At 53.2% G+C, this 10,011-nt stretch carries 8 protein-coding genes; 3 read left to right on the forward strand and 5 right to left on the reverse strand.

Annotated elements, in window-relative coordinates:
- Positions 1-12: 12 nt before the first annotated feature.
- The 3 genes from EKM97_RS06800 to mnmA form a co-directional block, all read right to left on the reverse strand.
- Positions 13-681, reverse strand: a complete 669-nt coding sequence (locus tag EKM97_RS06800) for a histidine phosphatase family protein (RefSeq protein WP_125571642.1) — start codon at positions 679-681, stop codon at positions 13-15.
- 991 nt (positions 682-1,672) lie between these two features.
- Positions 1,673-4,399: an HAD-IC family P-type ATPase gene (locus EKM97_RS06805; RefSeq protein ID WP_125571643.1), complete on the reverse strand. Its 2,727-nt coding sequence runs from the start codon at positions 4,397-4,399 to the stop codon at positions 1,673-1,675.
- Between the two features lie 244 nt (positions 4,400-4,643).
- Positions 4,644-5,768, reverse strand: coding sequence for a tRNA 2-thiouridine(34) synthase MnmA (gene mnmA / locus EKM97_RS06810; protein ID WP_263853713.1), 1,125 nt, complete (start codon positions 5,766-5,768; stop codon positions 4,644-4,646).
- Positions 5,769-6,020: 252 nt separating this feature from the next.
- On the opposite strand from mnmA, the gene EKM97_RS06815 reads away from it, so the two are divergent.
- The 3 genes from EKM97_RS06815 to EKM97_RS06820 all read left to right on the forward strand — a co-directional run bounded on the left by EKM97_RS06815 (position 6,021) and on the right by EKM97_RS06820 (position 8,554).
- Complete coding sequence (locus EKM97_RS06815; protein WP_125571644.1) at positions 6,021-6,602, forward strand: TetR/AcrR family transcriptional regulator; 582 nt, start codon at positions 6,021-6,023, stop codon at positions 6,600-6,602.
- Positions 6,603-6,714: 112 nt separating this feature from the next.
- A complete protein-coding gene (locus EKM97_RS12135) occupies positions 6,715-6,846 on the forward strand; it encodes a hypothetical protein (protein ID WP_263853714.1) in 132 nt (43 codons plus the stop codon).
- 13 nt (positions 6,847-6,859) lie between these two features.
- Positions 6,860-8,554: an oleate hydratase gene (locus tag EKM97_RS06820; protein ID WP_125571645.1), complete on the forward strand. Its 1,695-nt coding sequence runs from the start codon at positions 6,860-6,862 to the stop codon at positions 8,552-8,554.
- Positions 8,555-8,695: 141 nt separating this feature from the next.
- On the opposite strand, the gene EKM97_RS06825 is transcribed toward EKM97_RS06820, so the two are convergent.
- Together EKM97_RS06825 and EKM97_RS06830 are read right to left on the reverse strand one after the other, a co-directional pair.
- Positions 8,696-9,316, reverse strand: a complete 621-nt coding sequence (locus tag EKM97_RS06825; protein WP_125571646.1) for a DedA family protein — start codon at positions 9,314-9,316, stop codon at positions 8,696-8,698.
- 92 nt (positions 9,317-9,408) lie between these two features.
- Complete coding sequence (locus EKM97_RS06830) at positions 9,409-9,753, reverse strand: DUF1831 domain-containing protein (protein ID WP_125571647.1); 345 nt, start codon at positions 9,751-9,753, stop codon at positions 9,409-9,411.
- Between the last annotated feature and the right edge of the window lie 258 nt (positions 9,754-10,011).

A 10,011-nucleotide genomic window follows, 5' to 3' on the forward strand; every position in this document is an offset into this window, starting at 1 on the left:
CACCTCGCCTTTCTAAATAGTGTCGGTTGCATCGCGCTTGCCCGGCAGGAAGTGAGTATCGTTCCACTTCACCAGCTGGTAAGGCAGTTTGTAGTCATTCGTTTCCAGAATCGACAGACTGCTGTTGGTCAACCCGCCATCCTTGCGCAAGTCTGGAATCGGCGTCCCCAACAAGTGCTGAATCAGCGCTGCCAGTGATGCCCCGTGCCCAATCATCAAAATATTGGCGTCGCCCGAGTAATCACCATTCACAATCTCCTGCACCGGTGGCGTCATCCGTTCAAGCAGTTGCGGAAAACTCTCGCCGTGCAGAATGCGAGGATCGTAATCAGCAGGCGCGTGTCGGAAAGCGTATAACTGCTCTGGATACTTTGCCTCCACCGCTTTGAAGGTCTGTCCTTCCATGAGTCCAAGGTTGAACTCGCGCAGTGCAGGCAAAACGGACAGCGGTACTTCTTGGTTCAGGTTCTCCAGCAATGTCAGCGCAGTTGTCCGGGTACGCTTGAGCGGACTCACGTAAGCGTGTGTGAAGTGGACGCCCTTCATGTTTAAATAACTTGCCAAGGCTTTAATCTGTTCGTAGCTTTCCGGCAGGAGTGGCGAATCCCCATTAGCACCTTGATAGCGCCCCGCTAGGTTCCATTCCGTCTTCCCGTGCCGTACAAAATATAAACGTGTCAAGTCAAAGCCTCCTACATAGATACTTACAATTATCTCATGCCCAACATTAAAAACAAGCGCAAAACGCCTTTATACCGCACAATTCCCACTGTAAGCGTTCACTCTTACTGTCCGTCAGCGTGAGTCGTGAAACTTTCATCCGCAAGGATGCTGGATTTGAAAATAGAGCTTCGATCGCAAGGTCGGGACTGGGGCGGCTTGGTTACGTAACCGCAGGTAGGTGGCGCGGGGTCGCTCTCGCCTGGTAAACCAGGCTACCGCTAAACTTTTTGCCGAAGCCCACGTCAAAAAGATTTACCCCGAGCACGAATAGCCCACACAAAACGGCCTTCGCCGGTTGTGTGGGCTATTCGTGCTCTTTGCGCGCCACCTACCTGCGTTCACTCCACCAAGCCGCCCCAGTCCCTAAGTGCTACAACAATACTCCAGTAGGGAAAGGTTCAGACTACATGAGTCGAAGCGCCAAACGCAGACGAACACGTGATCGAGAAATGCTGTCACAATATGTAGTTCATCTGTCTTCCTAAACATGATGAATACTGAGGTCATAGCCTTTCTAAGTATCGGAGACGGTCATCACTTAGTCACGACTGATGTGTACTGTATTTCCTACTTAGTAATGTGTCGGCCACGGAGGCGTGAGTACGCTTGGGCGGAGCGGAGGGAACGGAGTCGGGCGACAAGATAATCTGCAGTGTATGCCCGGTTGGTTTTGCCGGGTGTACACCGCAGATTATCTCAGGAGCGCGGATTTGACGCCGGGTTTGCGGCAAATCTGCCAGCGGAAGGCGGCGAAGCCGCCTGGAGCGGTCCCGCCCGACGTAGTTCCCCGGAGCACAGCCCAAGCGCACTCACGCCGGAGTTGCGGACTTCACCGCCTAGCGGCGGTATGAAAACACCGCAGAGGCCTGGCGCGACTCCGTCGCTAAAGGACTTACGCGGACGGACAGCAAAAACTCCCGCTACCAAGGCAACGGGAGTTTTACATTCATTATAGTTGGCTCTTGCGAGCAACGTTCCGAGTCAGCGCGAGATGGCTGAACTTCACGATTTCAGTTACGACCAGCACGATGAGACCAGCAAGTGCCGGAATCAGCCAGCCGTCAACAATGCCGACCGGTGTCGTGTGGAAAATGTCGTTCATGAACGGCAGGTAGATAATCCCGCATTGTAGGACCAGCAGAATGCCGATGATGAGGAAAGCCATTTTGTTCTGGAAGAAGTACTTCGAGATAACCGGGTGACTGTTGCGCAGGTTGAAAAGGTAGAAGATCTTCCCAAAGATCACAACTTGAAGTGCGGTTGTGCTTCCGACTGCAGCAGACATCCCACGGCTAGTCATCATGTCGTACACAATCAGACCTAAGCCGGCAATCATCAGCGCCACGTAGCTAATTTCCACGGCGTGCCACTTGGTCAAAATCCCCTCATGAATGTTTCGCGGACCACGCGTCATGATGCTGTTTTCTGGTGGCTCGAAGATGAACGCAAACTGAATGGTCAGCGCGGACACCATGTTGATCCAGAGCAACTGGGTTGGGTACAGCGGCAAGTCTTGCTGCATTGCGATACTCAGCACCACAACCAGACCTTCGGCGAAACTTGTTGGCAGCAGGTAGCGAATCGTCTTGCGAATGTTGTCGAAGACGTGCCGCCCCTCACGCACGGATTCCAAAATGGTGGTGAAGTTGTCATCGGCGAGCACCATGTCGGCGGCACCCTTGGCAACTTCAGTCCCCTTGATACCCATTGCCACCCCGATGTCGGCCTGCTTCAGCGCAGGGGCATCGTTAACACCGTCACCGGTCATCGACACAACGTGCCCACAGCGCTGCTGGGACTGCACAATGCGCAGCTTATCCGCAGGCGTTGCGCGGGCAAAGACGGTGTAGCGGTCAATCACCTTGTCCAGTTCATCGTCGCTGAGCTTTTCCAGTTCCGGACCAGTAATGGCCTGAATGTCTTCACCCAGGTTGAGTTGTTTGGCAATGGCGCTAGCGGTCCGGGGGTCATCCCCCGTAATCATTTTGACCTTCACACCAGCAATCCGCAGTTCGGAAACAGCGGTCGCCACTTCCGGACGGGGTGGGTCGATAATGCCGACCAGACCGCAAATTTGGAGGCCCGCGCCAATATCGTCCTGAACAATTTCTTCTTGGTCAGCCGGAACGTCTTGGTATGCAAGGGCCACGACCCGCTTACCAGCAGAGGCAAGCTGGGTCACAACGGCTTCCATCGCGGTTTCATCAACGCTACCGCCGTGTTCACGAATCAGACGGGCAAGCGTTTGCGGTGCCCCCTTGACCATGAGCTTAGTCTGACCATCAATCTTCGCCAAACGTGCGGAGTAACGGAACTGCGAGTCAAATGGCAGCGAGTCGATTTCATCAACTTCTGCATCAACGCCGGCAAGCTTGTGATAGAGCGCGGTGAGCGCCCCGTCAGTTGGTTCACCCGTCAGTACCCACTGCCCGTCCTCTTCGTGAAACTGGGCGTCAGAGGTTTGACCGGCGATGGTAACCAGCCACTTGAGCTGCTCGTTACTTGTCCAGTCCAAATTCTTGCCATCGGCTGTTTCGACAGCCCCGGCATCTTCATAGCCGACCCCAGTAACTTTGTAGAGAGTCTGACCAATGGCGATGTCCGTCACCGTCATTTCGTTCTTGGTGAGGGTCCCCGTTTTGTCCGTGTTGACAATGTCCACGGCCCCCAGCGTTTCAACCGCTGGCAGGGTCTTCACAATGGCATTCTTCTTCGTCAGCTTACGCGTACCCATCGCGAGCACCACTGACGTACTAGCAGGAAGTCCTTCAGGCATGGAACCCACGACCATGGTAATCACGGCAATGGTCAGTGTGGAGAGGCTGTAAACCTTCGTCCAGAGCCCAACGATGAACAGCAACACGGCAACGGCAACAATGGCGACTGACAGCTGGAAGCCCAGCTTATTCAGGTTACGCACCAGCGGTGTTGGCTTCGCCTTAATGTTGCTGACGCTGCCTTGAATGTGGCCAATCTCGGTATCCTTGGCCGTTGCCACGACAATCCCCAAACCGGAACCCGTCGTGACCGCAGTCGAGGCAAACACCATGTTGGTGCGTTCGGCCAGCGGAATGTCCGCATCTGGCAGCGGATCTTCCGTCTTCTCCACCGAGTTGGTTTCCCCAGTCAAGACGGATTCTTGAACACTCAGGTTGTCAGCAGAAATCAGCCGCATGTCTGCAGGCACACGGTCACCCGCTTCGAGTTGCACCAGATCCCCTGGTACTAATTCGCGGGAGTCCAGTTCCAATCTGTCACCATCACGGAAGACATAGTTGGACGCAATCAGCAGCTCCGAGATTTTGGCCAGGGCGTTGTCAGCAGACTCCTCCTGGAAGTAACCGATGAAGGCGTTGGCGATAATCACCAGACCGATAACGGCAGAGTCGGAGTAGTGGTGCATGAAGAAGGTAATCACCGCGGCTGCGGCCAGGATATAGTTGATGCTGTCGTTAAACTGCCGCAAGAAACGCAGAATTTTAGACTGTTTCTTAGCGGTCAGTTCGTTGCGACCGTAGCGGCTACGCTTTTCCTTTACCTCGGCGCTCGTCAGGCCGTCATCAAGGTTGGTACCGAATTGCTCTGCGAGTTGCTCACTCGTTAATTGCCATAAAGGCGGTTTTGACGGCGTTCTTTCACCGTCAGGTTTTCCTGATTTTGACTCAGAAGAATCCATTCAATCACATTCTTTCCCATTTTTATTTTGGTGGTGCCATCGCCGTCGCGATGTTCCTTAATCGCATTCTATCATAAAATTTTCACAATATGCAGTCCCTTTTACATAGGATTTACATGCGCAATCGCCTTGTAAAATAGGCATCCTCACGTTAAACGTGAGGGTGCCCATTTCGAGATTCTAATTATCGTATCATATTGACAAACTTATCACGAGTGTGTCTCCGCAACCGTGATTCAGCGACTTAGACGTACTGCAGTTCCTTAACCGCGTTGTAGGCGTGGTCAATCGTTGCGCCGCCGAGGCACTCTGCGCCGTCGTAGAGAACAACTGCCTGACCTGGCGTGATGGCACGAACAGGCTCGTCAAAAGTAATCACGGCGGTGTCATCGCTCGTCATCTTCACGGTCACGCCGGTATCTGGCTGACGGTAGCGGAACTTGGCGGTGACGTGGAACTCGTCGCCAGCCTTGTACATGCCATGGTTCGTGAAGGACATGCCGGAAGCATCCAGACTCGTTGCCATCAGGTCGGGGTTGTTGAAGCCCTGGCCGACGTAGAGAATGTTCTTTTTGATGTCCTTACCGATTACGAACCAAGGCTCGGAGTTCTCGGAGTTGCCGCCGATACCGAGACCGGAGCGCTGACCAATCGTGTAGTACATGAGACCCGCATGGTCACCCATGATTGTGCCGTCCTTCGTCATCATCTTCCCAGGCTGTGCTGGCAAGAACTCGCTGAGGAAGTGGCGGAAATTACGCTCACCGATAAAGCAAATCCCGGTAGAATCCTTCTTCTTCGCCGTTGCCAGGCCCGCCTTCTCGGCGATGGCCCGGACTTCCTTCTTCTGCAAGTGGCCAATTGGGAACAGGGACTTAGCCAACTGCTCCTGGCTGAGCTGACTCAGAAAGTAAGTCTGATCCTTACCCTTGTCCGCCCCGCGCAGCATGTGCGTAACACCGTTTGCGTCGCGCTCAACCTGTGCGTAGTGACCCATTGCAATGTAATCTGCGTCGAGCTGGTCTGCGTAGTCAAGGAAAGCCTTAAACTTGATTTCCTTGTTGCACATCACGTCGGGGTTTGGTGTCCGTCCAGCCTTGTACTCGTCGAGGAAGTACGTGAACACACGGTCCCAGTACTCCTTCTCAAAGTTAATGCCGTAGTACGGGATGCCAATCTCGTCCGCAACCTTGGCAACGTCCTCGTAATCTTCGGTGGCCGTGCAGATCCCGTCGTCTGAGGTATCGTCCCAGTTCTTCATAAACACGCCGACGACGTCGTAGCCCGCTTCCTTGAGGAGCAATGCGGAAACAGAGCTATCGACACCGCCGGACATGCCAACAACTACGCGGATGTTCGAATTATCCACGTTATCACCATCATTTCAATTAGATTCTAAAATAACCGATTTGAAGGTCGGAATTCCAGTAAGTATTAGTATATCAGTAATACTAGGTTTTTCAACACTTTGCAAAAGTAAGCACGCATTTGTATACGTTTTGCTGAGCATGTATAGTTTGCCTTTGCCGTGTGACAATCAAGAGTCAATAACCAGTCCCCCATTTGCCGGCCGCCAGCGCGGGCGGTAAACTAGAAGTAATTCAAAGAAGGCGGTGTACAAATGAGCTCGAAGTCAACGAAGTCGCTCCTCGCGGATACCCTCAAGCGCCTGATGCACGATGAGGATTTGGACAAAATTACCATTGATGAATTGACCACGGCGGCGGGCGTCACGCGCAACACTTTTTACTACCACTTCCAGGATATTTATGACCTCCTGAAGTGGATTTACGATCAGGAGATTGCAGCGCCCATGCTGCGGCACGCCCAGTTCGATGAGTGGCAGTCCGCCTACCGTTTGCTCCTTGATTACATGCTCGACAACCGTGACTTTTGCATCGCCTCTTTCCACTCTGTCGGCCGCGATTTGCTTGAAAAACTGCTCAACGCCTTCGCCGACGAAATGGTTCGCCGCGTCATCCGCGATGTCGACCCCAACTTACCGCAAAAGTTAGCCGACGACATTGCCAATTTCTACGGGCTCGCCATCGTGGCCCAGGTGATCATGTGGCTCATTAACGGACTCACCGAGCCGCCCGCCGCGTTAGTCAAACGTGCGGACATCATGCTCCATGGTGCCATCCGCAATGCCGTACGCAATGGCCGCGACGCCTATGGATACTACGAACTCGAACGTAAGTAAAACGTTACCATCTTTTTGGGCAAACCACTGGGTTTGCCCATTTTTTTTGCCTTGCTCCGGCCATAGACTAGAACTTGTAAGAGATGAAAGCGTAAACACAGGAGGCATTATTATGAAGAAACACATTGCATTGTTCACCGTCATTGGCATCGGCGTTGCCGCTGCCGCCTACTTGGCCAACCGCTTGGAGTTGTTCCACGACGACGCCGTAGACTACGCCAAATTCGATACTAGCCGTCGTTAAGGAGGAACAGGATATGATTAAAAACAAAGCGATTATGATTGGTGCCGGCCTCGCGAACATGGCCGCCGCCGTCTACCTTATTCAAGAAGGCAAGTGGAACGGCAGTAACATCACCTTCTACGCCCTCGATGATCACGGCAGTAACGACGGTTCCACCGGCTCCGAACAAGCTGATGAATACTGGATGAAGAACCACCCAATGGAAAACACCAAGGGGTACTTGGCCCGTGGCGGCCGGATGCTCAACTACCGGACCTACGTCGACCTGATGGACCTGCTCGCCCGGATTCCATCCGCAACTGAACCCGGCATGAACGCGGCCGAGGACACGCACGAGTTCGACGCCAAGCACCGGACTTTTGACAAGGCACGCCTGCTCCAAGGCGGCAAAGGCATCATCAACGGCGGCAAGCTCGGGTTCAACAACCAGGACCGGATGCTACTGACCAAACTCATCATGATGCCCGACTCCGAAGAAGAAAAGCTGGACAACGTCTCCATCGCCCAGTACTTCCAAGACGACCCGCACATGTTCCAGACCAACTTCTGGTACATGTGGGAAACCACCTTCGCCTTCCGCACCAAGAGTTCCGCACAGGAACTGCGGCGCTACATGCACATGATGATCTACGAATTCACGCAGATTGAACATCTGGTCGGGGTTAACCGCACCCGCTACAATCAGTTCGAAAGCATCATGTTGCCAATTATCAATTACTTGAAGGCGCAAAACGTCAACTTCGTCCTCGGCCGGCGCGTCACCGACTGGGACTTCAAGGACAGCAGCATGCAGGACGAAATCACCGTCACTGGCTTGCACATGACCAACGTCGAAACCGGCGAGGAAGAACACATCGACGTTGACGACGACACCGCGGTCATCTTCACTAACGGCTCCATTACCGACTCCGCCACCCAGGGTGATTACAACACCCCCGCACCTGAAAACATGGACTACGGTGCTGCCGCTGGTCTCTGGAAGAAGGCTGCCGACCACTTCTACAACCTGGGGAACCCTGACAAGTTCTTCGCCGACCGCGATGCCAGCGAGTGGGTCAGCTTCACGCTCACAACCAGCGACCACATTTTGCTCAACGAAATTACCCGGATCACCACACAGGTGCCTGGGAACGCGCTGAACAGCTTCTTGTCCACCACGCCAATCACGCCACTGGGTCACGAAGACGTCAACATGTCCATCGTTGTGCACCACCAGCCGCACTTCACTACCCAAAAGCCAAACGAAAGTGTCATCTGGGGTTACTTCCTCTACCCACGGCGTCGTGGTGAATTCGTGCAGAAGCCGTACATCGAAATGACTGGTCAGGAAATGCTCGAAGAACTGCTCGGCCAGCTCAGCAAGGTCGACCCTGGTCCTGTTAACATCATGACCAAGAAGGATGCTATCATGGACTCCGTGATTAACAACATTCCGGTTTACATGCCATACGCCTCTGCCCTCTTCAACAACCGGGCTAAGACCGACCGGCCGGAAGTCATCCCGGACCACTCAACCAACCTCGCCTTCACAGGTGAATTTGTTGAGCAGCCTTACCAGATGATCTTCACTGAACAATCCGCTGTTCGTTCCGGTGAAATTGCCGCCTACCACTTCGCAGGCATCCCAATGAGCCGGCTCGTGAAGACGCCGCGTTACGACAAGGACATTCCAACCTTGATGCGCGCAACCAAGAAAATGTTCGAATAATTGAACGCAAAAGTGCCGCTCTCGAAGGAGCGGCACTTTTTATGTGATGAACAACGGGTTTGCGGTTGATTGGCTCCGTGAACAAGGAGCACGTACCTTCAACATACTCAAGCAATCACAATTTTCCCAAAGAACAATGCATTATTCCTGAGCAGCACGCTTCTTTCGCCGTCCCAACCAGATGTACACCACAATCGCAATAATCAGCAAAACGGCTAAACTAGCATAGGCGTACCGATCGACAACAGCCACAATATGCGGCCATGCATGTCCTGCTGCTCTCCCAAAGTACACGAGCACTGTATTCCACACCAAGGTGCCGAGCGTGGTCAGGGCAGTGAACTGCAGCAAGGGCATCTTGCTCATTCCTGCAGGAATCGAAATCAGACTGCGGACAATCGGAATGCAGCGGCACACCAGCACAGTGATGGGGCCACGTTTACGGAACCATTTTTCAGCCGCCAGCATGTCATCAGCATTGAAGTGTAAAATTTTGCCAACACGCCCATCCAGAAGACTCCGCAATCGTTCCGGGGTCAATAGGCGGCCAACAGCGTAGAGAATCAACGCGCCCAGCACCGAACCAAGCGTAGCAGCAGTAACAACTCCAAACACCCCCATTGAGCTGTGTTTGGTCGCAAAGCCCGCAAAACTCAGTACAATTTCGGAGGGAATTGGCGGAAAAACATTCTCAAGTGTAATCAGTAAAAATACGGCCAGGTAGCCGAACTGTTCAATCGTCTGTACTATCAGGTCCTGCATATTGTTCCTTTCGTTAAAAAAAGACGGCCGAAAAAATCGGCCGTCTATAGTCTGAGTCTGACGGCTCCAGGTTTACCCACTGTATATATTCACTAGTTTACCAGTTCAAGTACCTGCCGTTCAAGCAGGTTGTCGATCACAAACTGATACTGTTCGACATTCGCGGCGGTTTTATCCGTCTTAAAAATGTCAACGGCACGCAATCCGTTAGCAGTTGTGACAGCGATGGAGAGTTTGTCCAGGTCCTTGCCTACTACAATGCGCAACTTGATGGAAGCATTAAAAGGACTGTCGGGATCAAGCGACCGTTCCAACTGGAAATTACCGTTCTTGGTCTTCATGAAGCCCGTATCCATCAACGTGTACCGCTTAACATTGCCACTCAACTTGTAAGTTTTGTCAGCACCCAGTGCCTTGGCTGTTTCTGCCAATGCCATATTCACCACTCCTATCGGTATCTTATTGTTTCCATCATATCACGACAAGGTAAGCGCCGCCAACTATATCGCTGTCCGTCCGCGCCCGCAAGGGTGCGCTTTGCACTTTAAGCAGTTTTCATACTGCCGCAAGGCGGTGGGGTCGGCAACTCCGGTAGAAGTGCGCTTGGGCTTCGCTCCACGGGAACTGCGTCGGCGGGGACCGTTCAGGCCTCCGTTGGAGTCCTTCACTGGCAGAATTGCCGCAAAATCGGCGTC

It is taken from the genome of Lacticaseibacillus songhuajiangensis, from assembly GCF_003946025.1.
GTDB classification, from domain to species: Bacteria; Bacillota; Bacilli; order Lactobacillales; family Lactobacillaceae; genus Lacticaseibacillus; species Lacticaseibacillus songhuajiangensis.

Excerpts from the sequence above, each read along its gene's own strand:
- EKM97_RS06805 (WP_125571643.1), bottom strand. The coding sequence starts at position 4,399 with ATGGATTCTTCTGAGTCAAAATCAGGAAAACCTGACGGTGAAAGAACG.
- EKM97_RS06815 (WP_125571644.1), top strand. The coding sequence starts at position 6,021 with ATGAGCTCGAAGTCAACGAAGTCGCTCCTCGCGGATACCCTCAAGCGC.
- EKM97_RS12135 (WP_263853714.1), top strand. The coding sequence starts at position 6,715 with ATGAAGAAACACATTGCATTGTTCACCGTCATTGGCATCGGCGTTGCC.
- EKM97_RS06820 (WP_125571645.1), top strand. The coding sequence starts at position 6,860 with ATGATTAAAAACAAAGCGATTATGATTGGTGCCGGCCTCGCGAACATG.
- EKM97_RS06825 (WP_125571646.1), bottom strand. The coding sequence starts at position 9,316 with ATGCAGGACCTGATAGTACAGACGATTGAACAGTTCGGCTACCTGGCC.
- EKM97_RS06830 (WP_125571647.1), bottom strand. The coding sequence starts at position 9,753 with ATGGCATTGGCAGAAACAGCCAAGGCACTGGGTGCTGACAAAACTTAC.